The organism is Mitsuaria sp. BK037 (genome assembly GCF_014193045.1).
GTDB lineage: Bacteria > Pseudomonadota > Gammaproteobacteria > Burkholderiales > Burkholderiaceae_C > Roseateles.
Genome location: NZ_JACHYS010000001.1, coordinates 2,097,076 through 2,120,590 on the forward strand (window position 1 = coordinate 2,097,076; position 23,515 = coordinate 2,120,590).

Consider the following 23,515-nt stretch of genomic DNA (forward strand, 5'->3'; position numbering starts at 1 on the left):
GTGCATGCCGGCGCGCGGAGGGCCCCTCGGGGCCCTCGCTTCATTTCAGCTCCGCCACCTGCAGCGTGCGACGCGGCACATGCGGATGCAGGTGCGACACCACCACCCTGCCCTGCACGAAATCCAGCGAGTAGCTGCTGTGCTGCAGCGGCGTTGCCCGCTCGGTGCGGTCCAGCGCGTTGCTGAAGCCGCGCCCCACCTGGCGGCCGTGGTCGAACACCAGGTCGGTCACGCCGCCCGGCACGCGGGCCACGGCGCTGTCGAACTCGCGGCGGTTGCGTGCCGCGAGCACGGGCCGCAGGTCGGCATGGCCGGACACATGGGCGTGCAGGTCGGCGACCACCTGGGACAGCGTCGACAGCGAGTCGTAGCTGCCCACATGGCCGGTCTCCGGCGCGCGCTCCCGCATGGCCTCGTCGCTGATGCCGACGTGCCGCTCGACGGTGCGTTCCCAGGCCAGGTCGCTGATCGCGGCGCGGCGCGCCGGCGCTTGATGCAAGGTCTCGCGCAGCTCGCCGATCCGCGCCTCGGTCACCGCCAGCCGCTCGCGCAGCCCGGCCTGGGCGGCACGGACTTCGTCGTGCTCGCGGCTGGCATTCGCCGCCTCCCGCGCAAGCGCCGCGGCGGCCGCCTCGTGCGCTTGCGCGGAGCGGCGCAGCTCGGCCTGCGCCTCGCCGATGTCGCGGGCGGTCTGATCGACGCGGCTGCGCGCCTCGTCCGCCTGGGCGCTGTGGCGGTCCACGTCGCCGCGCAGCCGCATCCGGCGAGCGTCGACATCCGGCGACGAGGACCCGGCCGCCGCCGGGAGCTGCGGAATGGCCGCATCCGGCGCGGCATCGCGCGAGGCAGGCTGCGCTGATTGCGCTGAGGGCGACGACTGCGCGGCGTCCCGCTGCCGGCGCTCGTCGCGAAGGCCGCTGAGCGCCGCGTGTGCGGCGCCGAGCTCGCGCGTCAGCTGCTCACCGCGCTCGACGAGCGCGCTCCGGTCCTTCAATGCGCCGTCCAGCGCGGACCGGGACCGCTGCACGTCGACAGACGCCTCGCGGTACTCCTCGGCGATGGTCGTCATCATCGAGGTCGCCTGCTGGATCGCGCCCACGACGATGCGGCCGCGATGCGCCGGCAGTTCCTGCAGCGGCATCAGGTCGCGGGCCCGCGCGCGGCCTTCGGCCAGCGCCGTCTGCGTCACGCGGCTGCCGCCGCTCAACCTCACGCGGCGCGCCGTCGTGCCATCGGGCAGGCCCGTGCTGGCCGCCGCCATGGCGCAGTACCTCATCTCCTCCGTGAACTGCGCCAGCACATGCCGACCCACCGCATTCCCCAGGCCCTCGCCCCCTGCGCGCACGGCCGCCATCACGGCGCTCGTGTCGCCGCCGAGCAGGTTTCTCAGCAGGCTCCCGTTGACGCGATCGGGCCACAAGGTGCTGAACAGGGCCGAGAACGCCGAGAAGCTGTGCGCCGGGTTCTCCAGCAGCGGCTCGTCCAGGCGCCGCGCGCCCGCGTCGACGTTGGTGAACATGGCCAGGTAGCGGGCATGCCTCGTGTCCTCGCCTGGGGGCACCTGATCGATGGCGGGAAGCTCGTAGTGCGCCAGGAACGGGTTGAGGTGGGCGGCGGCGGCCTTGTCGATCCGCTGCTCAATGAAGCGCGGATCCAGCAGGGTCTCCGCGAAGTCGGTGTCGCTCTTCAAGGTCGCGCGGGCCTCCGCGACGCGGCGACTGGCCGCCTCCATCTGCGTCTTGAGGCTGTCGCGTTCCCCCTCCAGCCGCTGGATGCGCGCCTGGGCCTCGACCTCCGCGGGGCTGCGGGGATCCGGTTTCGCGGCCGCCGGCGTCGCTTTCGTCGCGCTCGCCGCCTTGGCGCCGCCGCGCCGGCCCGTTCGCGCGCGTGCAGGACGAGCCGGTTGAGCCGGCCGCGGCTCGGCCGCCAGCGTCAGGCCCTCGAGCTGCCGCCGCGCGGACGCCAGCTTGCGCTCGACATCCGCCAGCTCGCCGGTCTCCTTGTCATGCCGGGCCTGCAGCGAGGCCAGCTGGCCTCGCGCGTGCTCGGCGCGCGACTGAAGGCGGCCGACTTCGTCGCTGCGCTCGCTGGCGGTGGGAGCACGCGCGTCGTGACGCCGCTGCTGCAGCTCGGCCAGGCTCGCCTGCAGGGCCGCCCGCTCCGTCTCCAACTCGGAAAGCTCCCCCGCGAGCAACCTCAGCTGGACCGACGGCGACGACGGTGCCAACGGCACCAATGGCGCACCCGAAAAGGGGCCTGTCGTGGCCGCGGCCTCGGTCGGCATCGACACCGGCAAGGCGGCGCGCCGCTGCACGGCCGAGGGCGCGCTGTCGGCCTCGCCAGCGCCGGACGCGCTGGCCGGCCGTGCCGGTGCCCGATCGAGCCCGGGAAAGTCCCCCGCGGGACGGACCTCGTCGGCGAAGGCCTGCGCGAGCGGCCGGCCAGCGGGCGGTACGGCGGCGCGCGATGGCGCGCCTCCCGAGGGGAAACGGATCGAACCGGTCATGGCTCCTTCAATCGAGTTCGTCGACGTTGACGCGGGGCCTGCGCTGCCGCGGCACCGGAATGTCGGCCACCGACGAGGCCGAGCTCGACGGCAGACGCGGCGAGTCCGGACGCAGCGCCAGCTCCAGGTCGACGGGCGGGTCCGGCACCGGCATGGCCCGCACCGCCTCCTGTGCCTGCCACAGGCCCGTGATCGGTGAATCGAGCATCGCGCCCAGCGCCGCGGCCCCGACGTTGCCGATGAACTGCTGCACGGCGGGCGGCAGCTGGCTGTGCGCCATGCCCTGCCCCGCCGCGGTCAGCGCCGAGAAGAGCGTGTTGGTGAGCGAGGCCCGCGCCTGCGTCTGGTCCAGCACGCGGCTGCGGTCCGTGCCAGTGAGCACCGGCGCCCACTCCTGCGTCGCGCCGGGCGTCTGGTTGGCGAAGAGCTGCAGGCGCTGGAACCAGTCCGTCGTCTCGCCCAGCGTGTTGATCAGCGCGCTGATGGCGGCGGTTCCGGCCGCCACACGCCAGGCGTCGCCCATGTTCATGGCGTTGGATTGATCCAGCAGCACCGCGGCCGCCGCGCTTCGATCCGGCACCCACGCGCCCTTCAGCGCGTCGCCGAGGAAGTTGTTCACCACGTTCACGCCCGCGTAGGTGGCCACGGCGGCCGCCTGTGCGGCACCGGACATGCCGGCGGCCAGTTCCGGTTGCGGGCCGCCGCCCTCAGGCGCCGGCGGCTTGTTCACCTTGACCATGCTGAAGCTCGCTTGCAGGCCGTCCCGCATCGCGGCGTAGACGCCGACTTTCAGCTCGTTGGCCAGCGGCTGCAGCGCGGCCGCCCGGTCGCCCTGCTGGAACCCGTGATGCATCAGCATCAGGTTGGTGACGGACGAGGACACCTGCATCACCGTGAACAGCCGCGAGACCTTGAGCGTGTGCTCCCGCATCGCCTCCTGCTCGCGGGGCGTCTTCGCCTGCCACTGCTCGGGGGTGAGCGAGTGGTAGGCGCGCGCCGCCTCGTCGGGGTTGCGCCGCTCGCGCAGCTCCCGCACCACCTGCAGCACCACGTTGGTCATGCCGACCGTGGCCTGCAGGCCCATCACGGCCGGGGCCGGCGTGTGCCTCAGCGCGTGGCTCACCGCGCTGGCGAGCATCTCCCGCGCGAAGGTGGGCAGGCCCACCGCAACCGTCTGATGGATGGCGTGCCCGGCCACCACGCCGGCCAGCCGCGCCTCGGGCATCGGCGGGACGACGGACCCCAGCGTGCGCACCGCCTCGCGGCCCGCCACGCCGGCCAGCCGGGTGACTTCGCCGGCGATCGCATTCGCGACGGAACGCCAGTTGCGTTCCGGTGCGGCGGGACGGGACAGGTTGAAGGTCGGTTCGGCCCGCAGTTGCCGTCCGATGTCGGAAGGGGTGGCCGAGAGCGGGCCGCTCAAGCCGCGCGCTTCCGCCAGGACTTGGAGGCGTCGCGACGACCACTCGCGCGAGTCCGACCGGCTGTGCGAGTCGTCCAGCAACGAGCGACCCGGGCTCGTGCCGACGAGCTCCGGCAGAGGCCGGCGCTCGCGCAGTTCGTCGCCGCCGGAGGACGCCAGCGGCGCGGACGTTCGCGACGACGGCGCGTTGTGCGGCCGCTCAAGCGTCGGGGCAACGACGCCGGCCGCCGAGCCCGTCGAGCCAGCGGTACCTGCTGCACCTGCTGTACCTGAAGGACCCGCGGTCGCTGTGGCGCCCGGCACGGACGTGCCGGCCTCGGCGGGCAGACGGAACGATTCGATGCGATTGGATGTCGAAGGGGTGATGGATGCGGGCATGTCGGCTCCCTCCTTCAATGCGCGGCCGCGGTGTCGCGGGACGTCGATGTGGCACGGGCCAGGCGCGCGAAGTCGCGCAACCAGGCGGCGAAGCCGTCGGCGAAATCGGCGGCGCTGCGACCGTCGACCGGGCAGCGCGACATCAGGCGGGCGCGGCCGCGCTCGCGGGCCACGGCGACGCCGGCGAAGACCATCAGCGTCGTGTTGGCCTGCAGCGCGAGCCGTCGTCGCTCGAGCGTGTCGAGCGCTTCGGCGCCGAGGTCGGACACCAGCACCAGCGTGTCGGTCCCGTCCTCGCAGGCCAGGCCGATCGGCACGCCGTCCAGCGTGAACGATCCGCTGCGCGCGCCGGCCAGCGCGTCCGCGGCGGGCAGGCCCGCTTGCAGCAAGGCGCCATGCACGCGCACGAGCACGCGCTCGGGGGCTTCCAGGCATGGCGCGTCGACATCGGCCGCAGCAGCCGCATCGACACCGCCGCGCTGTGCCGCATCGGCAGCCCCCGCGGCAGCTTCAGCCGTTCCGGACATGCCGGCCGTTGCCGCCGTCCCGGCCGTTGCTACGGTTGCTGCGGTTGCGGCTGTCGCTTCTGCTTCAGCCGCTCCGGCCTGCGCCGTCACGCCCTCGAGCAGCGCCTGCCGCAGTTGCAGCAGCCCGGCCAGTTCAACGGCGAGCAGATCGGGATGCGCGTGCCCGGCGGCGGTGCGCAGGATCAGCACCGCCTCGCCGTCGTCGTTCAACCCGAAGGCCGCGTGGGTGGCGACCAGCGCCTGCCCGGTGGCGAGCAGCAGCGCATCGCACCAGGCGGCCTCGTCGACCGCCGCCGGACGCGCGGCGCGCGTGACGGCCAGCCAGGGCCCCGTCGGTTCGTCATGCAACGGATGCAGCGACAGCGGCTGCCCGGCGAGCTCGATCAGGCCGGTGGCGCCGAAATGCCGCGCGACCTCGGGGCTGGCGCCCAGCCGCAGCGCGGCCTCGCGGCGCCAGTCGGCGGTGACGTCGGCGGGCGTGCCGGCTGAAACGGTGTCGGCATGAGCGGGGATCGTCCCGTTCGCCGGAGGTGTCGTTGACGTAAGGATGGTCGTCATGGAAGCTCCCTGGCCGAGTTGTTGGGTGATGGGTTCGGCCGGCGATGACGATAGGCACACCGCGATGACGACAGCGAGACGGACGCGAAGCGGGTCGCGTCGAAGCGAACGCGCCGACGCGGTCGACCGCGGGCCCCGACCGGTCCTCGGGCGCAGTCGGCTCAGTAGCCGCGCGTCCCGACCGCCGCTTCCGCCAGCGCCGGCAGCACGTCCTTGAGCTTCTCCCGCGCGCGCACCAGGCGCGCCTTCACCGTGCCCGAGGGGCAGGCCATGATCCGCGCGATCTCCTCGCAGGATTCGCCCTGGCAGTAGGCCAGCTCCACCGTCGTGCGCTGCTCCAGCGACAAGGCGGCGAGCCCGTGACGCACCCAGTCGCGCAATTCGCGGTCGGGGCCGTCGTCGAAGAACGGCTCCGCCTCGGCGAGTTCCGCCTCCGGCACCGCCGAGGCATTGATCTCCTGACCGACCTCGCGGTCCCGCAGCGCCTTGAGCATGCAGCGATACGCGATGCCATGGGCCCAGGTCGTCACCCGCGAGTCGCCGCGGAAGTTGGCGGCGCTTTTCCAGACCACCCACAGCGCGTCGTTGACCGCCTCTTCCACCACATGCGGGCGCGAGCAGCAGCGCTGGATGAAGCGCGTCAGGCGCGGCTGGAAGTGGCGGTACAGCTGCTCGAACGCCGCGCGGTCCCCCGCGCCGGCCGCCTGCAGCCAGGCTCCCAGCAGGCCTTCCATGTCCTCGTCCCTCATGGCGCCACCTCGAAGGCCAGGACCTGCGTCACCTGCTGCGGCGAGAAGTTGTCGTCGGCCACCATCACCAGCGTGCGCCGGCCATCGGGCCGCACCGGTCCCCAGGCCATGCCTTCGAGGTTGTCGATCGGTCCGCGCGCGCCGGCGGCCTGCAGGTCGAGGATCAGCCGCTTGCGCATCGGCACGAGCGCCGCGTCGCGCAGCGAGGCCACGGCCGAGACGTCGGTGGCGCCATCGACGCTGGCCTCGTACAGCCGCACGCGGAACTTGAAGACCCGCTCGGCGACTTCCCGGCCCGAGCGCTCCAGCACCAGCAGCGTGCCGGCCGGCGTGACCAGCACATCGCTGACGCCGTTGTCGGACCGGCGCTGGCCGCCGGTCGGCGCCTCCGGGACCGGCTCGACCGGATAGGCGTACTGCCCCAGCACCCGGCCCTGCCGGTCCAGGTGGGTGAAGCGGGCCAACGCGCCCGCCTCGCGCGTCGGCGGCTCGCCGTCCTCGATCAACGGCGCCTCCATGCTGGCCCACACGGAGCCATCCGCGGCCAGCGCCAGGCCTTCCAGGCTGAGGTTGTCCCGGGCCCCGCGCGGCTCGTCGGGATGCACGCGCAGGCGCTCGGGCAGCGGCAGCTCGCCGGCGAAGCGGCCGTCCCGCTCCGACCAGCGGATGAAGGGCTGCAGGCCGCGCGGGCGGTCGCCCTCGCTGGACCAGAGCAGACGCCCGGTCCGCGGGTCCAGGCGCAGGGCCTCGGGATCGGGGCTCTCGGGCGGCGGCTCGCCGGGCCGCGTCGGTGCGCGGACATTCGGATAGGGCTGGCCGTCGCGCTGCAACAGCGGGGTGAGGCCGGTCACGCGCAGCTCCTCCAGGCCCTGCGCGTTCCAGCGGATCCTGGCGGTGTAGAAGCGCGCGGGGGCGTGCTCCGACCGGTCGTCGCTGAGCAGGTACCAGGTGTCCTCGACGGGGTCGTAGTCGAGGCCGGAGATGCCGCCGAGATGGCGCAGCAGCGGATCGGTCGCCACGCGCGGAATGACGGTCTCGCCGATGAGCCGCAGGCGCATCGGCGGCTGCGCCCAGGCTGTCGTCCCCGGCGCACCTGCCGCGCCAACCGCCGCGCCGTCCGCCGCAACGCGTGCCGGCGCGCGCGCGTCGACCGTCGAGGTCACCGGCGCGCAGCCGCCCAGCAGGAGCGCGACCGCGGCCACGGCCCCGGCGAGGAACGCCGTGCCGCCAGGGCGGGCCACCGGGGGGCGCTTCACAGTTCCATCCTCACCCACAGCACCACCGTGCGCGGCGCGCCGATGAAGTAGCGCCCGATGCTGGAGGGGCTCGTCATCAGCTCGGGCGCGACGCCGGAGAGGTAGTGCTTGTTGGTGATGTTCTCCAGGTTCAGGCCGAGGGTCAGGTGATCCCACTGGTACGACCCACTCGCGCCGAGCAGTGTGTAGGCCGGCATGCGCTCGTCGACGCCGCTGTTGGCCACCCGCGGATTCGCGTAGTAGCCGGCCTGGCTGGACACGTGACGGAGATTGGCCCCGAGCCGCCAGGCATCGCCCGGCCGCCAGGTCGCTTCCAGGAAGAGGTTGCGCGGCGCGATGCCGACCAGGTCCGCGCCGTCGCGGATGAAGCCCTTGGCCGGATAACCCTGCGCATCGACGTCGCCCAGCGCGTAGCGCGCCTTCTGGTAGGTGAAGGCGCCATACAGGCGCCAGGCCGCCCCCACGCGCGCGTTGCCGCTCAGCTCGATGCCATCGATGCGGCGGCCCTGGTCCACGTTCTCCGACTGCAGCGTGCCGGCGATGTCCGCGGCCACCGTCTCCTTCGAGCGGATCGAGAAACCCTGCACGCTCAGCGCGTAGCCGTCGCCCTTGTGGCGCAGGCCCAGGTCGAAGGCCTTGGCGGTGTCCATGTCCTGCGGCCGCAGCGCCGCCGCCATCGTGGTGGCCGCGCCGCCCTCGAGCGTCGCGTCGGTCATCGTGGCCGCGTTCTTGGCGTAGCCCGCGAACAGCTCGGTGTTCGCGCCCAGCGGCACCAGCGCGCCCAGCTTGGGCAGCACGCCGGAGTTCACCCGCGCCTGGTTGACGAAGTCCAGCTTGCCGGTGCGCGAGTCCTGGATCGGCGCGCGGTAGTCGACCCGGTTATCGAGGTAGGTGACGCCGTAGTCCAGCTTGAGCCGGCCATCCAGCAGGCTGCTGCGATTGGCCAGGTAGACCATGGTGGAGCGGTTCTTCCAGTGCTTGTCCTCGCTGATCGCGACCGGCGTGTCGGCAAGGGCCGGCCCCACGGCCTCGTCGAGGACCGGATACCAGCGCCGCACCTGGCCGCGCTCGTAGCTCTCGTACCAGGCGCCGGCGCGCCAGTCGAGCAGGTCGCCATGCCGCGCGCCCACTTCCACCAAGGCGCCGTTGCGCGAGAGGTCGTAGTCATTGCCGCGGAAGTACAGGCTGCGGGCCGAGCCATCGAGCCCCGGATAACCGCCGTTGCCCAGGCCCGTTTCCTTGCCGGTCCCGTCCTGCCCGTGGTGATAGGCCTTGGCCGAGACCTTCAGGCCGCCCAGCGTGGTGTTCAGGCTGAGGTAGCTCAGCCGGTCCTCGCGCGGGTTGCCCTTGAGGCCGCGGTAGTTGCGGTCGACGCCGGGCACGCCGGTCCAGTGGTCGGTGTAGCCGTCCTGCTTGGGATCGGTCTGGAACTGCCTGAGCGTGACGATGTTGCTGGCGCTCGTCTCCTTGCGCTCGTTGAAGCTGGAGTAGAGCTTCAGCGTGGTGTCCTGGCCCAGGCGCCAGGCCAGCTTCAGGTCGGCATGGTCGCGGGTGTCGTGGCCGGAGGGATCGTCGACGTAGGAGACCTGCCACTGCTGCCGGGACACGCTCAGGTAGGCGGTGAGCCCGGGCGCCAGTTCGCCGCTGTCCACGCGGGCATAGAGCCGGCCGAGCTCGGCGCTGCCCGCGGCGGCTTCCACGCGCAGGCCGAAGGCACGGCCGGGATCCTGGGTCAGGTAATCGATGTGGCCGGCCAGCGCCTGGTGGGACGGCGCGCCAACGATGCCCGCCGACTGCGACACATCGATCGCCGCCAGGTTGCTGCTGTCGAAGAAGCGCGTGGGCACCGAGCCGCCGCCCAGCGTCGTGCGGCCGTTGGGGATGCCGTCGATCGAGAAGCCGATGCTGTCCTTGCCGAAGCCGCGCATGCTGATCGTGCTCTCGAAGCCGTCGCCGCCGAAGGCGTTGGACGAGCCGACCTGGATGCCGGACACGCGCTCCAGCAGCTTGTCGGCCGAGACGCCGGTCGGGTAGTGCTCCAGGTCGGCCGCGGTGATCTTCACGTTGGCGCGCGACTGGCGCAGGCCGATGGACTCGCCGGTCACCGTCACCTGGCCCAGCGACTGCGAGCGGGCGGGCACCGGCGCGGCCGAAGGCGCGATCGAAGGCGCGGTATCGCCGGCGGCTTCGCTGGCGGGCCGGGCCGGCGCGGGGGCCTCCTGGGCCAGGACCGGGGCGTGGACGGCGACGAGCAGGGCCGCCAGGGGCAGCGGCGCGAAGGGAAGGCGGGCGAGAGAGCGCATGGTGGAGGAGCTTTCAGCGGAAGGACCGGGAACGGGGTGGAGGGGTACTGCGCGGATCGGGCCGGATGATCATCCACTGGTACGTACCACGTCAATCTGGTCACAGCATGTTTTCCGCAGAACCTCGGGTTTTCCTTCGGAAGCAACAGCTGTCACAGCCTCGTAAAACGGCCATGCGATGCGGACTGGGAGCAACCCTGTTGACCATCTGGTACGTACCATGAGAGCATTGCCGGACATGAGCAAACGACCCGCCGAGGCCTCCGCGCCCCCTCCCCGCTACCGCCAGGTCGCCGACGCGCTGCGCGCCGCCATCGACGACGGCCGCCTCGCCGACAACGAGGCCCTGCCCTCCGAGCGCGAGCTCACCGAGCAGCACCAGGTCAGCCGCGACACCATCCGCAAGGCGGTGCGGCTGCTGGAGGACCATGGGCTGGTCTACAGCGACCACGGCCGCGGCACCTTCGTCGCGCCGGCGCTGGTGCGCCGCATGTCGCGCTACATCGACGGCTTCTCCGAGGACACGCGCCAGCGCGGCGGCCTGCCCAGCCAGCGCATCCTCAACCTCGAGTTCAGCCCGGCCACCATGGCCATCGCCCAGCTGCTGCAGCTCGAATCCGGCCACCCGCTCACCCGCGTGCGGCGCGTGCGCCTGACCAACGGCGTGCCCGTCGGCCTGCACGACGCCTACTTCCCGCTGCCGCCAGGCGTGAAGCTCGAGCTGCAGGAGGTGGAACGCGCCCGCTCGCTGTACCAGCTGCTGATGGAACGCGCCGGCTTCGCGCCGGTGGAAGCAGTGGAGAACCTGTTCGCCGCCAGCGCCGACGCGGAGGAAGCGCGGCTGCTCGGCGTGCCGGAAGGCGCGCCGCTGCTGGTCTGCGAGCGCATCACGCTGTCCGAGCGGCGCGAGCCGATCGAGTACTGCCTCATGAAGTACGTGTCCAGCTACCGGTACAGCGCGCGGATCACGCAGTCCAGCCGGCTCGCCTGAGCGCGCCGGCCGCCCCCTCCCGGCACCGCCGTCGATGCGCCCCGCCCTCCGCTTCCTCCTGCGTCAGCTCCTGTGGCTGCTGGCGGCCGTGGCCGTGCTCTACGCGCTGAAGGCCGCGGGCGAGCGGCTGCTGCCGCGCGCCCAGGCCGGCCATGCGGTGCGCGCCGTGCTCTTCATCAACGGCACGCTGGGCGACAAGTCCTTCTTCGACGGCGCGGCCAAGGGCATGCGTGAAGCGGCGCGGCAGTTGCCGGTCACCATCAAGATCGTGGAGGGCGGCACCGATCCGACGCGCTGGCTGCCGGCCCTGACCGCGCTGGCCGACAGCGGCGACTACGACCTGATCGTCACCGGCACCTACACGATGGCGCCCTATGTCGAGCAGCTGGCGCGGGCCTATCCGGAACGTCGCTTCGTGCTCTACGACGCCGCCGTGGACGCCGGCCGCTGCGCCTGCCGCAACGTGCGCTCGCTGCTGTTCCGCCAGAACGAGGGCGCCTACCTGGCCGGCTGGCTGGCGGCGCGGCTCGACCGGGCCGGCCTGCCAGGCGTCGCGCCCGGTGGCGGCCTGGGGGTGATGGGCGGCATGCAGTTCCCGGTCGTCGACGACTTCATCGTCGGCTTTCGCGCTGGCGCCAAGGCCGCGGATCCGGACCTGCCGGTGGCGACCCAGTACGCCAACTCCTTCTCCGATCCGGCGCTGGGCAAGGAGATCGCCAAGACGCTGTTCGGCCGCGGCGCCGGCATCGTGTTCCATGTCGCGGGCGCCAGCGGCCAGGGCGTCAACGAGGCCGCGCTGGAGACCGGCCGCTACGCCATCGGCGTGGACGTGGACCAGTACGCGCTCTACCGTCCGCGCCAGCCGGCGCTGGCGGCGCGCATCCTCACCTCGGTGGTCAAGAACGTCGACGTCGCGGTGCTGGAGGCGCTGCGCGCGTCCTTGCGGCAGCCCGCGGCGCCGGGCGGTGTCGTGTCGCTGGGCCTGGCGGAGCGCGGCGTGAGCCTCGCGCCCCGCGCCGGCCTGCTAGCGCAATGGCCGCCCGCGCTCTGGCAGGAGCTCGAGCAGGTGCGCGCGGAGATCGTCGCCGGCCAGCGCCGCGTGCCGAGCGCCTTCTCGGCGAGGACGCCCGGATGAGCGCCGCGATGAACACGCCGTGGGACACCGCCACGAGCGCCGCAACGAGCGCCGCGATGGACATCGCGATGAGCGCCTCATCGGCCCCCCCGCCCGGCAGCGCGCCGATCGGCGCCGCCCCGCCCGGACGGCTGTCGCTGCACGGCGTCTCCAAGCGCTACCCGACCGGCACGCTGGCGGTGGACCAGGTCAGCCTGTCCATCGCGCCGGGCGAGGTGCATGCCATCGTCGGCGAGAACGGCGCCGGCAAGTCCACCGTCATGAAGATGCTCTACGGGCTGGAGCAGCCCAGCGCCGGGGAGATCCGCCTGGACGGCGAGCCGGTGCGCTGGCGCACGCCGCGCGAGGCGATCGCCGCCGGCATGGGCCTGGTGCCGCAGCATGTGACGCTGGTGCCCTCCTTCACCGTCGCCGAGAACGTCGTGCTCGGCCAGGAGCCGCGCCGCGGTCCGCTGCTCGACACCCGCGTCGCGATCGAGCAGGTCGCCGAGACGGCGCGCCGCTTCGGCCTGCCGCTGGATCCGCGCACGCCGGTGTCGCGGCTCTCGCTGGGCGAGCAGCAGGCGGTGGGGCTGCTCAAGGCGCTGCACCAGGGCGCCCGCATCCTGATGCTGGACGAGCCGACGGCGGTGCTGGCGCCGCAGCAGGCCGCGGCCTTGATGGCCGCGCTGCGGCGCTACGCCGACCATGGCCTGGCGGTGATCCTGATCACGCACCGGATCGCGGAGATCCGCGAGGTCTCGGACCGCTTCACCGTGCTGCGCGGCGGCCGCGTGGCCGGCAGCGCCGCGACGCGGGACGTCGGCGAGGCGGAGATCGCCGCGATGGTGGTGGGACGCGCCGTCGCGCCGCGGCGGTCGCGGCCGTCGCCGGCGCCGGAGCGCCGCACGCCGGTGCTCAGCATGCGTGCGGTCGCGGCCACGGACGCCGGCGGCCGCCAGACCTTGGAAGACCTGACGCTGGAGATCGCCGGCGGCGAGATCCTCGGCATCGCCGGCGTGGAAGGCAATGGGCAGGGACTGCTCGCCGACGTGCTGGCCGGCCTGGTGCGCGCGGAGCGCGGGCAGGTCTCGGTCGACGGCATTCCGCTGCGCGGCCAGGGCGACGCCGGCATCCGCGCGGCGCGGGCGGCGGGCGTCGCGGCGCTGCCGGAAGACCGGCTGCACGACGGCGTCGCGCCGGACATGAGCATCACCGAGAACGCGATCGCCAACCGGCATGCCGGGCCACCCGTGGTCCGGCGCGGCGTGCCCGGCTGGTTCGGCGCGATGGATCTGGGAGGGGCGGCGCGCGAGACCGCCCGCCTGCTGCGCGACTTCGGCGTCGTGGCCGCATCGCCCGAGGTGCCGATCCGCTCGCTGTCGGGCGGCAACATGCAGAAGGTCGTGCTGGCCCGCGAGATCGCCCTGGCCCCGCGTCTGCTCGTCGCGAGCCAGCCGACGCGCGGCGTCGACATCGGCGCCTGCGAGTCGCTGCACGAGCGCCTGGGCGCGCTGCGAGACAGCGGCGCGGCCGTGCTGCTGATCTCGGCCGACCTGGACGAGCTGCTGGCGCTGTCCGATCGCATCGCGGTGATGTCGCACGGCCGACTGGTCGGGCATTTCGCGGCCGCCGAGGTCGACGCGCGGCGGCTCGGCCTCTACATGACCGGCGTGTGCCACGACCCGGCCGCCCGCGCCGACCTGGACGCGCCCTTCACGCCCGCCGAGCCCTCTGCCCCCGTCGCGCCCTCCGCACGCTCGGCGCTCTCAGCGCCCTCCGCTCCCTCCACGCCCTTCGCCCCCGACGAGGAACGCCTGCCGTGACGTCCGCCGCCCCTCCCGCGCCCCGGGCCTCGCGCCGCGCCGGCCTCACCGTCCTGCTCCGGCGCGCCGGTGCCGGCATCGGCACGCTGCCGCTGTCGCTGGCCGCGGCGCTGCTGGTCGGCTTCGCCCTGACCGCGCTGGTCAGCGATGAGCCGCTGCGCGCCTGGCTGGCGCTGCTCACCGGCCCGCTGCCGGAGTTCCACCTCGGCACGCAGGGCTGGGAGCTGCGGCGCGTGGTGCTCTTCGGCGCCGCGATCGAGGACGCCATCACGCTGGCGCTGCTGGGCCTGGCGATCGCGCTGCCCTTCCGCGCCCGGCAGTTCACGCTCGGCGCGGACGGGCAGATGTTCCTCGGCGCGCTGGCCGCCGTGGCCACCAGCCTGGCGCTGGCCGCCTGGCCCGCGGTGGTCGTGCTGCCGGCCTCGCTGCTGGCCGCGATGCTCGTGGGCGGTGCCTGGGGGCTGCTGCCCGGCTGGATGCGGGTGCGCCATGGCGCCAGCGAGATCGTCACCTCCCTGATGCTCAACCTGGTCGCGGTGCAGTTGTTCCGGCTGATCCTCAGCGAGTGGATGAGCGATCCCGGCGCGGGTTTCATCGCCACGCCGCTGCTGCCGCCGGCCGCGTCGCTGGGTGCGCTGATCCCCGGCACGCATGTGAGCGCGATGCTGATCGCGGTGCCGCTGCTGGCCTGGGCCGCCCAGGCGATGCTGGACCGGACCAGTGCCGGTTATGCGCTGCGCGCCGTCGGCCAGGCGCCGGACTTCGCGCGGCGCATGGGGCTGCCGGTGGCGCGCACGGTGATGCTGTCGACCGCGCTGGGCGGGGTGTTCGCGGGACTGGCGGGGTTGCATGTCAGCCATGCGCTGCTCGGGCGGCTGCCGGTGGACCTGCCCGCCGGCCTCGGTTACGAGGGCCTGGTGGTGGCGCTGCTGGCGCGCAACCAGCCGCGCGCGATCCCGATGGCGGCGCTGCTCTACGCCTACCTGCGGGCCGGCGGGCAGGCGATGGAGCGCGGCACCGACGTCCCGCGCGAGATGGTGCTGGTGATCCAGGCGCTGATCATCCTGTTCGTCGTCTCCGAGCGCCTGTGGCCGCGGCTGGCCGAGGGCCTCGCGCGCTGGCGGAGCCGGCGCGGCGCGCCCGCCGTCGAGACCGTCGAGCCCTCCCCCGGAGTCGCCACATGACCGACACCTGGACCCTCGTCGTCGTCGGGCTGGTCGTCGCGCTGCTGCGCGCCACCACGCCCATCCTCTTCGCGGCGCTCGGCGCGCTGGTGTCGGACCTGGCCGGCTGCGTCAACGTGGCGCTGGAGGGCCTGATGCTGGTCGCCGCGTTCTTCGGCGTCGTGGGCGCGGTGCAGGCCACCGAGCTCTGGCCGGCGCTGCCGGTCTGGGCCCACGCGCTGATCGGCGGCGGCGCGGCGCTGCTGGCGGCGCTCGCGCTCGCGCTGCTGCTGGCGGTCTTCCATCTCGAGTTCGGCGCCGACCTGATCGTCGCCGGCATCGCCATGAACCTGCTGGCCGCCGGGCTGACCGTGTTCCTGATGGCCAGCTGGGTCGGCGACAAGGGCTCCACCGCCACGCTCGTCAGCCCCGCGCTGCCCGCGCTGCGGGTGCCCGGCCTGGCCGGCTGGCCGGCGCTGGACCTGCTGGTCAACGGCGAAGGCGGCCGCGGCCATCCCCTGCCGCTGCTGCTGGCGCCGCTGGCGGTGGCGGCGGTGTGGCTGCTGCTGCAGCGCACCCCCTGGGGCCGCTGGCTGCGCGCCACCGGCGAGAACCCGGCCGCCGCGCTCGCCGCCGGCATTCCGGTCAAGCGCATGCAGTACCTGGCGCTGCTGGCCAGCGGCGCACTGGCCGGGCTGGGCGGCGTCTACCTCAGCATGGGCTACGTGACCCTGTTCCAGGCGGACATGAGCGCCGGTCGCGGCTTCCTGGCACTGGCGGCCGTCTTCCTCGGCGCCCGCGCGCTGGCGGGGACCACCGCGGCGGCGCTGCTGTTCGGCGCCAGCGCGGTGCTGGCCACCCAGCTCGGCGCGCTGGCCTGGCGGCCCCAGCTGCCGCAGATGCTGCCGCCCATCGTCACCCTGCTCGCCATGGCCGTGGCCGGCGCGCGCCGCGCGCGGCGGCCCAGGCCCGCCACGCCCGAGATTTCCCAGAGACCTTGAAGGACCTTCCCAGGATGAACCAAGAGCAACTGCGCGAGCGCATCCAGGCGTCGCTGACGCTGGCCGGCATGGGCGACGCGCTCGGCGCGCCGACCGAGCAATGGAGCATCGACGAGATCGCGGCCCACTTCGGCGGACTGGTCACGCGTTTCGAGACCCCCACGCCGGACACCTTCGCCGGCGTGAATGGCGGCCTGCGGGCCGAGGTCACCGACGACGCGAGCCAGATGTACTACCTGGCCCGCGCGCTGGTGGCCGCCGAGGGCCGGCTGGACCAGGCGGGCTGGGTCGAGTGCCTGCTGGACTGGGTGCGCACCAGCCCGAAGGCCGGCTTCATGGGCCCCAGCACCGCGGGCATCGTCAAGGCGCTGCAGGAGGGCACGGACCTGGCGAGCGTCGGCGTGATCGGGCAGTCGCGCCGCAAGCTCACCGGCATGGGCACGACCAACGGCGCGGCGATGCGCGTCGCGCCGGCCGGCCTGATCCACCCCGGCGACCTGGCCGCCGCCTGCGAGCAGGCCTTCGTCACCTGCATGCCCTCGCACGACACCGGTGTCGCGATCTCGGCGGCCTGCTCGATCGCCGCCGCCGTCTCTCGCGCGCTGGTCACGCCGCCGTCGCCCGACGCGCTGGGCGAGGTGCTGGCCGCCGCGGTGGAAGGCGCGACCCGCGGCGAGGCGATCGCGCGCGAACGCGCCCGCGACGTCGCCGGCCCCCGCTACCTGGCGCGGCTGGAAGCGGCGCTGGCGATCGCCGCCCAGGCGCCGGACGACCGCAGCTTCATGTCGCGGATGGAGGGGCTGGTGGGCAACTCGGTGCTGGCGGCGGAGTCCGTGCCCGCGGCCGTGGGCATCGTGGCCTACACCGGCGGCGATCCGATGCGGACCATCGCCATCGGCGCCTCGATCGGCAACGACACCGATTCCATCGCGACCATGGCCGGCGCGATCGCCGGCGCCTGGCGCGGACTGGCCGGCGTGCCGGCGGCGATGCGCGCCGAGTTCGAGACCGCCAACCGCGCCGACTTCGACCTGGACGCGATCGCGGCGGGCCTGGGCGGCCTGGCCTGGCGCCACTGGCAGGAGCGCGGCCATGGCTGAGCGCCGTCGCTGGGACCTGCTGGCCTTTGGCGATCCCTGCATGGACCTGAGCCTGGACGTCGACCAATGGCCCGAGGCGGGCGGCAAGGTGATGGCGCGCGCGGCGGGCCATTCGGCGGGCGGCACCACGGCCAACGCGGCCTGCGCGCTGTCGCGGCTGGGCGGCCGCGCGGCCGTGTTCGGCCGCATCGGCGCCGACCTGTTCGGCGAGCAGCTGCGGCGCTCGCTGCGCGACGACGGCGTCGATGTGGAACACCTGCAGGTCGTGGCCGGCGTGGCGTCGGGCCTGGCGCTCTCGCTGCTGCCGCCGGGCGGCGACCGCGGCCTGGTGGTCGCGCCGATGGCCGCCGCGCCGCCGCCCTTCCCCGTGCAGCGCCTGCACGACGCGCTGCTGCAGTCGCGCGTGCTCTACGCCATGCCGCGCGACCTGGCGGAGCTGACGCGCATCAGCCAATTGGCGCGGCGCACCGGCACGCGGGTGGCGCTCGACCTCGAACCCTCGGTGGTCGGCGACGCGCGGGCGCTGGCGCAGCAGTTGCCGCTGGCCGACCTGGTGTTCTTCAACGAGGCCGGCTTCCGGGCCGGCACCGGCGAGGCGCCCTCGGCCGACGGGCTTCGCCGCCTGCTCGACCAGGGGCCGTCCTGCGTCGTCGTCACGCTGGGCGCTCAGGGCGCGATGGCGGCCGACCGCGACGGCGTGGTGCGGCAGGCCGCGTTCGACGTGCCGGTGCGCGATACCACCGGGGCGGGTGACGCCTTCAATGCCGCCTTCGTGCTCGCCCGGCTCGAGGGCCAGTCGCTGGCGGCCAGCCTGCGCTTCGCCTGCGCGGTCAGCAGCTTCGTGATCGCGGAGGTCGGCGCCCGCGCCGGCCTGCCCTCGCGGGCGGCGGTCGACGCGCGGCTCGGTCAGGCGGGGACTCTGCGCCTGGAGGGGCCAGACAACGTCTGGTGACTCACAAGACCCTCACCCCGACCCTCTCCCGCAAGCGGGAGAGGGAGTTCTCCGCCCCCCACCAGCGTGAGAGGTCGCCCCCTCGCCCCTTCCGGGGGAGAGGGACGGGTGAGGGGGCTCGCGCCACCGCGCCGCTCTCCCGCAACCGCGCCGACGCTGCCCATCCGGGCGCCACTTCGCCTCCCCGCTCCGCGCTGCGCATCCGGCGCCGACCCGACGCGGCCTTGACCTAGCCTGCGTTCCAGCGCGCGAGTCCTCGCGCATCGCATCCTGGAGCGCCCCGCCATGGTCACGCTGACGCCCGTCGGTCCGACAACCTCTTCGTCCTCCGCCGTCGAACTCACGCCCCCGCCGGGCGCCACCACGGGCGCCCCGCCCCGCCCCGACACCGCCGGCTCGATGCCCACCGGCTCGGGCGGCCAGGCGCTGGAACCGAACCCGCGGGCGTCGTCGCAGTCCATGCAACCGCCGCCCCGCGCCGACGTGACCACGCTGGCGCAGCTGCGGACGCAAAACCCGCCCCCCACGACGCCAGCGCCCTCAACGTCATCCACCGCCGCCGTGGCCCAGGCCCGGCCCGTCCAGCGCACCGACCCCGTCACCGCGCTCGAGGGCGTGCTCGCCGCGCCCCCGGCCGATCCGGCGCGGCTGGCCCAGCTCAAGACCGACTACGGCGCCACCCGCGAGGACATGACGCGCTTCCTTGGCCGCTTCGAGGCGGCGCTGGTGCCCTCCGCGTCGGCGGGCGCGCAGCTGGCGGACCTCAACGACCACAGCCACGTGCTGAAGCTCACCGCCCACGGCCCCCACGGCATGACCGTGGCCGAGCGCCTGCCAGTCATCAGCCAGACGCTGCCCGGCGAGGCCGAGCCGCGCTTCTTCGTCAAGGGCTATGGCGACCGGCTGATCAAGCTGGCCGACCTGGAGGCGCTCGAAGGAACGGGCATGCTCGCCCACCGGCCACCGCGCGGCGGCGCCGAGCCCGATCTGGAGGCCGGCCCGCCCCGCGCGGACCGCCCCTCGCTGCCCCGCGGCGACATGGAGACCTCGCTGCGCTCCTCGATCAAGCAGCTGTCGATGGATTCGGCGCTGCACGCGCGGCGCTCCCTGGCCGAGTCCGACGACCCGATCATGCAGATGCCGCCCAACCCGAGCGCGATGCCCAAGGAAGCGCAGTGGTGGTCCAGTCCCGAGACCGCGACGCTGCCCGGCTTCGGCCCGACGCTGGCCAATGGCCTGACCGCGCTCACCCCGCATTTCTACAAGTCGGAGCGCCTGTTCCTCATCACCGCGATGGAAGGCTACGAGGAGTTCCAGGGCCGCCCCACCCCGCCGTCCGACCGGCCGCCCGCCCTGCGCGCGCAGACCGCCGGGGACCTGGAGCATCCGCCCTCCGCGGTGAACGTGGGCGGGCCGGTGCTGGCCAAGATCCGGGGCGTCAAGCAATGGGAGGTCGTCGGCCCGGCCGAGTTGACCGGCGTGAAGTCCGCCAAGGGCGCGCGCGCCTTCGAGGCGCTGATGGACACGCTGCGCGAGCAGCTCGGCCAGGCCCGCGCGGAAGGGGCGAGCGCCAAGCCCGTCGTCATCCGCTTCACCACCGACGACCAGGCGGTGCACGAGCTGACGGCCAGCACCCAGGGCGCCCGGCTGCGGCTGGTCAACCCGACACCGAGCTTCGGACACAGCGACAGCGCCGGGATGATGCAGGCCGGCCATGGCGCCGCGGCCGACATCGACCTGTACTCCTACGAGGGCCAGTACAACGGCCTGCGCGCCAGCAAGTCCGGCACGCCCGAGCCGGCGCTGGTGCTCTCCACCGGCGAGGCGCTGCCCGCCGGGCCGCTGATCAAGGGCGCCGGGCCCCTGGTCCCCACGGTCCTCAAGCGCACCTTGGTCGCCGCGAGTCGGCTGGCGACCTCGCAGCCGGCGTTCGGCCTCGGCAACCAGCGCCCGCTGGACTACACGATCAACACCGCCGTCAAGGTGGCCGCCAAGACCGGCGTGGTCTACGGATTCAACATGCTGGGCCGCATGGCGTCCGCCGGCATCGGCGTCGCCGGGCTGAGCAGCCAGGGCGGCGGCAACATCGGCTTCGACGGCCTGGCCAAGGCGGTGGGCTGCATGGTGGCGGCGCAGGAGGCCACCACCTTCGCGATGGCGCAGTTCGGCAAGATGATGCCGGCCCACTTCCAGTGGCCCGAGGGCCGGATGGGCCGGTTCGCGATCCGCGCCATGCTGCCCAGCGCCGAGGAGATGCTGCGCCTGTCCCTCAACATGAAGCTGCAGCAGGCCTTCGGGCTGCACCGCGGCAACGCGGTGGACGTGATGGCGCTGGCCTCCGCCTCGGTCGCCAAGGGCGGCGTCGAATGGATGAAGTCGCGCGCCGGCGATCCCGCGAACCACGCCGCCGCCCACCTCTCGCTGACCCTGCTCTACAACACGATCTACAACGTCGCGCGCGGGGTCTCCAACGCGTTCACGCTGCCGGGCGGCGACGGCCATCCGTCCGCGCGCACCGTCGGCGCCACCCTGGCCGCGCGCGCCATCGGCCGGCTCGACACGATGTACGAGCCCATGCTGACCACGATGCTCAACAGCGCCGGCTTCGTGGGCGACAACGCCAGCGCCTACGACCACCAGATGAGTCGCGAGACCCGCGGGATGGGCGACCCGATCTCCATCATCGACCGCGCCATCACCGACGTCTCCAACGCCGCCGCCGGGCTGGCGGGGCGCAAGCTCGAGGAGAACCGGACCGCGATGATGATGCTGCTGAACGTGCGTGAAGGCATGGAGGGAGTGCGGCAGTACCTGAGCCGCTTCCCGCTCGAGCACGAGGCCGGCCGCTTCAGCGAGATCGGCGCCGAGCTGGCGGCGGTCCACGATTCGATCCAGCATGCCTCGCAGCCGCTGCATCCCGAGCGCGAGAAGGAGATGGACCTTCGCCTGCAGGAGAAGCTGGATGCGCTCATCGAGGCGGCGGATGGCGGGCCGGCGGCCGACGAGGCGCAGGACCGCCCCGAGGCGCTGCGCTACGACGTCGCGCTGCTGGATGCCAAGGACCGCGAGACCTTCGAGCGGCAGAGCCGCGCCGCGCGCGAGCAGTGGTCCTCGCGCGGCAGCCTGCCGCAGACCAGCCAGTTCCACGAGATCGTCAACGACTACAGCAACCGCGGCCGGCCGGTCGACGCGCGCCCAGGGCTGCTGCTCGATTCGGCGGAGGTGCCGCGCAACGTGACCACCTGGACGCGGCGCGGCCAGGCGGCGGCGTGGCCCACCACCCAGCTGATGGCCGGCGCGCCGGGCATCCACACGCCGCGCACCGACACCGGCCTGCCGCCGGTGTCCGAGCTGCTGCAGAAGCGGGCCACGAACTCGGCCTTCCTCTACACCGTCGAGTCCGGCATGTTCCACCTGCCGCTGCGCTTCGACTACGTCGGCCAGCTGCAGTACCAGCCGATCCGCCCCAAGAGCGCGATCAGCGTGCCGCACATGGTGCTCACCGCCTCGGCCCACAAGCCGGACGGCGGCGAGGGCCTGGTCGATCCCAGCGCCATCCTGGACGTCAACCTGGCGGCGCGCTACGCGCCGAAGTTCCCCGCCAACCTCGACCGCGCCGCGGTCACCGAGGCGTCCTACATCGCGCCCGGCGGCCAGACCCGCTTCGGGCAGCCGGTGGAAGCCGGACAGTCGCCCAACAAGACCGTCACCGAGGGCGAGGTGGTGGCGCTCACCGAGATGTATTCGGCCACCACCTCCAGCCGCATGGCGGCCTACTTCGGCGCCGGCATCAATGCCGGGGCGACGCGCGACCGCAGCCTGCGCATCCACGCCAAGCTGCTCAGCGGCGTGAATTTCGCCAAGGTGAGCGACCTGGCCCAGGGCGAGGTGGTGGCCGTGCCCGGCGTGCTGATGCGGGTCCGCAAGATCGACGCCAACGCCGGCAAGGGCCCCGCCGTCAACGCGCCAGGCAAGGACGTGCAGGACCTGGGCCAGGTGGTCTATTTCGAGCAGGTCAACACCTACGAGCTGGAGCAGCGCTTCCAGGCGAAGAAGGCGCAGCCGTCGGTGGACCTGCGCGAAGGCGAGGAGGCGATGGAGCCGCGCTCGGGCCATCTGCTCAAGGCCACCCGCCAGCCGGCGCCCGACGCCTGGGTCTTCGACCTCGGCGAGGACCGCTTCCGGCGCCTGGACGCCGTGAAGGACGCGGGCCGGCAGGTGCTCGAATGGTCCAACAACAAGAGCTACTTCCTCGGCCGCGGCCTGGAGGACATGGACCGCGCCGGCGAGCAGGGTCCGCCCGAGCGCGCGCGCTGGCTGCATCCCTACAGCGGCGACCAGTCGATGCGCGCCATCAAGGAGGCGACGCATGCGCTGATCCTGGGCAAGGACCCGCTGGTGTCGGAGGGACTGCTGGACCTGGCGACGGAGAACGTCCATCACGCCCACTTCCGCGAGGCCGGCGGTTATGCCGCCACCGACGCGGCCCGCGAGGCCGCCGCGCAGCGCCAGGCCATCCGGGAGCAGGCGGGCGCCGTGGCCGACGCCATCGGCGAGAAGTCGCTGTCCAGCCCGCTGTCGACGCAGGACGCCGCGTCCTTCAGCTGGCTCATGACCAGCCTGCTGCGCAAGCGGATCGAGCTGGTGGTGCTCGACGCGGCCGGCCAGGCCGAGCACACCCCCTTCGACATGACCTACGACAAGATCGACCTGAAGCGGGAAGCCGCGCTCAGCGACCTGTCGGACAAGCGCCACGAGCCGGCGCATGTGATCGTGGTGTCGCCCGATGGCGTCTTCACGCCGCAGGTGCGCGGCGGGCGCCGGGAGATGGTCCGCATGGACGAGGCCGGCGACGGCCCGACGCTGGGCGGCCTGGTGCACGCGCTGGTCCGGCAGGCCTATCCGGAGGCCGGCCACTACGCCGAGGACGCCGCCGGCGGACTGCGGCCCGACAAGTCGGCGCAGCGCAGCGCCCAGGACATCCTCGACACCATGAAGGACGCCGCGCGCGCCGACTACCGACCCCTGCAGGAAGCCCTGGTGAAGCAGTTCGGCGTGCCGCAGGCGGCGGCCGAGGCGCCGCGCTGAGCCACGCGGAGGCGTGTCGCAAGCCCGCCTTTTCGCGGGAAACCCGATGCGCAATGCCATGGAGCGGTCCGCTCACGGATAATGCGCGGATGCCTGCTATTCAACTGACCCCCGCCCAGCGCAAGGAAAAGCGCGCCGACGCCCACCATCTCGACCCGGTCGTGATGATTGGCGCCGATGGCCTGACGGCCGCCGTCACCAAGGAGGTCGACGCCGCGCTCAGGGCCCATGGCCTGATCAAGGTCCGCGTGATGTCCGACGACCGCCAGGGTCGCGAGGAGATCCTGGCCACGCTGGCCGAGCAGCTCGACGCCGCCCCGATCCAGCACATCGGCAAGCTGCTGGTGCTGTGGCGCCCGGTGCCGGAGAAGGAAAAGGCCGTCAAGGAGGACGCCCGCTCCGCGCCCAAGGTCGTGAAGATCGTGAAGTTCTCGAAGAGCGGCAACAACCGTCCGCAGATCAAGAAGGTCACCGTGCTGGGCAACCAGCGCGTCACCCAGGGCGGTGAAGTCAAGCGCGCGAAGAAGCCGCGTCAGACCAGCCTCAAGAAGTCCAGCCGGGGCTGACGCCGACGCCGCCA

Annotated in this window: 15 protein-coding genes; 9 read left to right on the forward strand and 6 right to left on the reverse strand. The window is 73.3% G+C overall.

Features of this window, described 5'->3' with window-relative positions; genetic code table 11:
* Window positions 1–40: 40 nt before the first annotated feature.
* The 6 genes from FHT37_RS08665 to FHT37_RS08690 form a co-directional block, all read right to left on the reverse strand.
* A complete protein-coding gene (locus tag FHT37_RS08665; RefSeq protein WP_183480200.1) occupies window positions 41–2,506 on the reverse strand; it encodes a hypothetical protein in 2,466 nt (821 codons plus the stop codon).
* A 7-nt stretch (window positions 2,507–2,513) separates the two neighbouring features.
* On the reverse strand, window positions 2,514–3,929 hold the full coding sequence (locus FHT37_RS08670) for a hypothetical protein (RefSeq protein ID WP_183480202.1): 1,416 nt from the start codon (window positions 3,927–3,929) through the stop codon (window positions 2,514–2,516).
* Window positions 3,930–4,321: 392 nt separating this feature from the next.
* Entirely contained in the window at window positions 4,322–5,392 is a 1,071-nt protein-coding gene (locus tag FHT37_RS08675; protein ID WP_183480204.1) for a hypothetical protein, read from the reverse strand.
* Window positions 5,393–5,553: 161 nt separating this feature from the next.
* Window positions 5,554–6,141, reverse strand: coding sequence for an RNA polymerase sigma factor (locus tag FHT37_RS08680; RefSeq protein WP_147242589.1), 588 nt, complete (start codon window positions 6,139–6,141; stop codon window positions 5,554–5,556).
* The gene (locus FHT37_RS08685) at window positions 6,138–7,397 is read right to left on the reverse strand and encodes an esterase-like activity of phytase family protein (RefSeq protein ID WP_183480206.1); all 1,260 of its coding nucleotides are present in this window, start codon (window positions 7,395–7,397) and stop codon (window positions 6,138–6,140) included. Before FHT37_RS08685 ends, FHT37_RS08680 begins: the two co-directional genes overlap by 4 nt.
* Window positions 7,394–9,700, reverse strand: a complete 2,307-nt coding sequence (locus FHT37_RS08690) for a TonB-dependent receptor (RefSeq protein ID WP_183480208.1) — start codon at window positions 9,698–9,700, stop codon at window positions 7,394–7,396. The genes FHT37_RS08685 and FHT37_RS08690 overlap by 4 nt, the downstream gene beginning before the upstream one ends.
* 238 nt (window positions 9,701–9,938) lie before the next feature.
* Here FHT37_RS08690 and FHT37_RS08695 point away from each other — a divergent pair, with 238 nt between their 5' ends.
* The 9 genes from FHT37_RS08695 (at window position 9,939) to FHT37_RS08735 (ending at window position 23,501) form a co-directional block, all read left to right on the forward strand.
* Window positions 9,939–10,691 carry a GntR family transcriptional regulator gene (locus FHT37_RS08695; protein ID WP_091733484.1) on the forward strand — a complete coding sequence of 251 codons (753 nt, stop codon included), beginning with the start codon at window positions 9,939–9,941 and terminating at the stop codon, window positions 10,689–10,691.
* A 34-nt stretch (window positions 10,692–10,725) separates the two neighbouring features.
* Window positions 10,726–11,826, forward strand: a complete 1,101-nt coding sequence (locus FHT37_RS08700) for a BMP family protein (protein ID WP_183480216.1) — start codon at window positions 10,726–10,728, stop codon at window positions 11,824–11,826.
* On the forward strand, window positions 11,823–13,631 hold the full coding sequence (locus FHT37_RS08705; protein ID WP_221210983.1) for an ABC transporter ATP-binding protein: 1,809 nt from the start codon (window positions 11,823–11,825) through the stop codon (window positions 13,629–13,631). The genes FHT37_RS08700 and FHT37_RS08705 overlap by 4 nt, the downstream gene beginning before the upstream one ends.
* Window positions 13,628–14,815, forward strand: a complete 1,188-nt coding sequence (locus FHT37_RS08710; RefSeq protein WP_183480218.1) for an ABC transporter permease — start codon at window positions 13,628–13,630, stop codon at window positions 14,813–14,815. Before FHT37_RS08705 ends, FHT37_RS08710 begins: the two co-directional genes overlap by 4 nt.
* Window positions 14,812–15,795, forward strand: coding sequence for an ABC transporter permease (locus FHT37_RS08715; RefSeq protein ID WP_183480220.1), 984 nt, complete (start codon window positions 14,812–14,814; stop codon window positions 15,793–15,795). Before FHT37_RS08710 ends, FHT37_RS08715 begins: the two co-directional genes overlap by 4 nt.
* 14 nt (window positions 15,796–15,809) lie before the next feature.
* Window positions 15,810–16,895 carry an ADP-ribosylglycohydrolase family protein gene (locus tag FHT37_RS08720; protein ID WP_183480222.1) on the forward strand — a complete coding sequence of 362 codons (1,086 nt, stop codon included), beginning with the start codon at window positions 15,810–15,812 and terminating at the stop codon, window positions 16,893–16,895.
* Window positions 16,888–17,847 (forward strand): carbohydrate kinase family protein, encoded by a 960-nt coding sequence (locus tag FHT37_RS08725; protein ID WP_183480224.1) that lies wholly within the window; start codon window positions 16,888–16,890, stop codon window positions 17,845–17,847. Before FHT37_RS08720 ends, FHT37_RS08725 begins: the two co-directional genes overlap by 8 nt.
* Window positions 17,848–18,132: 285 nt before the next feature.
* Window positions 18,133–22,935 carry a hypothetical protein gene (locus tag FHT37_RS08730; protein ID WP_183480226.1) on the forward strand — a complete coding sequence of 1,601 codons (4,803 nt, stop codon included), beginning with the start codon at window positions 18,133–18,135 and terminating at the stop codon, window positions 22,933–22,935.
* Window positions 22,936–23,024: 89 nt separating this feature from the next.
* Window positions 23,025–23,501 (forward strand): YhbY family RNA-binding protein, encoded by a 477-nt coding sequence (locus FHT37_RS08735; RefSeq protein WP_183480228.1) that lies wholly within the window; start codon window positions 23,025–23,027, stop codon window positions 23,499–23,501.
* Window positions 23,502–23,515 lie beyond the last annotated feature (14 nt).

Coding starts and splice junctions, on each gene's coding strand:
- FHT37_RS08665 (WP_183480200.1), bottom strand. CDS start 2,506: ATGACCGGTTCGATCCGTTTCCCCTCGGGAGGCGCGCCATCGCGCGCC.
- FHT37_RS08675 (WP_183480204.1), bottom strand. CDS start 5,392: ATGACGACCATCCTTACGTCAACGACACCTCCGGCGAACGGGACGATC.
- FHT37_RS08680 (WP_147242589.1), bottom strand. CDS start 6,141: ATGAGGGACGAGGACATGGAAGGCCTGCTGGGAGCCTGGCTGCAGGCG.
- FHT37_RS08690 (WP_183480208.1), bottom strand. CDS start 9,700: ATGCGCTCTCTCGCCCGCCTTCCCTTCGCGCCGCTGCCCCTGGCGGCC.
- FHT37_RS08695 (WP_091733484.1), top strand. CDS start 9,939: ATGAGCAAACGACCCGCCGAGGCCTCCGCGCCCCCTCCCCGCTACCGC.
- FHT37_RS08700 (WP_183480216.1), top strand. CDS start 10,726: ATGCGCCCCGCCCTCCGCTTCCTCCTGCGTCAGCTCCTGTGGCTGCTG.
- FHT37_RS08705 (WP_221210983.1), top strand. CDS start 11,823: ATGAGCGCCGCGATGAACACGCCGTGGGACACCGCCACGAGCGCCGCA.
- FHT37_RS08715 (WP_183480220.1), top strand. CDS start 14,812: ATGACCGACACCTGGACCCTCGTCGTCGTCGGGCTGGTCGTCGCGCTG.
- FHT37_RS08720 (WP_183480222.1), top strand. CDS start 15,810: ATGAACCAAGAGCAACTGCGCGAGCGCATCCAGGCGTCGCTGACGCTG.
- FHT37_RS08725 (WP_183480224.1), top strand. CDS start 16,888: ATGGCTGAGCGCCGTCGCTGGGACCTGCTGGCCTTTGGCGATCCCTGC.
- FHT37_RS08730 (WP_183480226.1), top strand. CDS start 18,133: ATGGTCACGCTGACGCCCGTCGGTCCGACAACCTCTTCGTCCTCCGCC.
- FHT37_RS08735 (WP_183480228.1), top strand. CDS start 23,025: ATGCCTGCTATTCAACTGACCCCCGCCCAGCGCAAGGAAAAGCGCGCC.